1 pseudogene is annotated in these 589 nt (G+C 59.4%); it reads left to right on the forward strand.

The annotated features are described in order from the left end of the window. Positions 1-56 precede the first annotated feature (56 nt). Positions 57-589, forward strand: a pseudogene (locus BK660_RS30975) (type VI secretion system membrane subunit TssM); the annotation flags it as partial.

The raw sequence follows: 589 nt of genomic DNA on the forward strand, positions 1-589 counted from the left end.
GCCGCTTGATCCGGCCGCGGTGCAACCGCAGTCGCAGCCGTAAACAGGGACGTGTGATGAAAAAGTTTTTCAAGAAAGTCGGCGCCTTCCTGCGCCAGACCTGGGTCTGGACCTTGCTGTTGGTGCTGTTCGTGGCGCTGCTGGTGTGGTTCGTCGGCCCGTTGTTGGCGGTTGATGACTACAAGTTCTGGGAGAGCTCGACCTCTCGCTTGCTGACCATCGCTGTGCTGTTCCTGATCTGGGGCCTGACCATGGTCTTCGTCAGCTGGCGCTCGGGTATTCGCAAGAAAGCCGAGGAAGAAAGCGAGGACGGCCAGGACCGTATCCGCCGTGAAGAGTTGATCGACGAAGAGCAGAAAGAGTTGAAGGCGCGCTTCAAAGACGCGCTGAAAACCCTGAAGACGTCGAGTCTGTATCGCGGCCGCAGCGAGCGCTGGCGCAGTGACTTGCCGTGGTACTTGCTGATCGGTCCGCAGGCTTCCGGCAAGACCAGCCTGCTGGACTTCTCCGGTCTGGAATTCCCGATCAACAAGATCGACCGCAAACTGACCCGCGACACCCTCGGCACCCGTCATTGCGACTGGTACTT

Origin of the sequence: Pseudomonas brassicacearum (genome assembly GCF_003732265.1) — a bacterium.
In the GTDB taxonomy this organism is placed as follows: domain Bacteria; phylum Pseudomonadota; class Gammaproteobacteria; order Pseudomonadales; family Pseudomonadaceae; genus Aquipseudomonas; species Aquipseudomonas brassicacearum_D.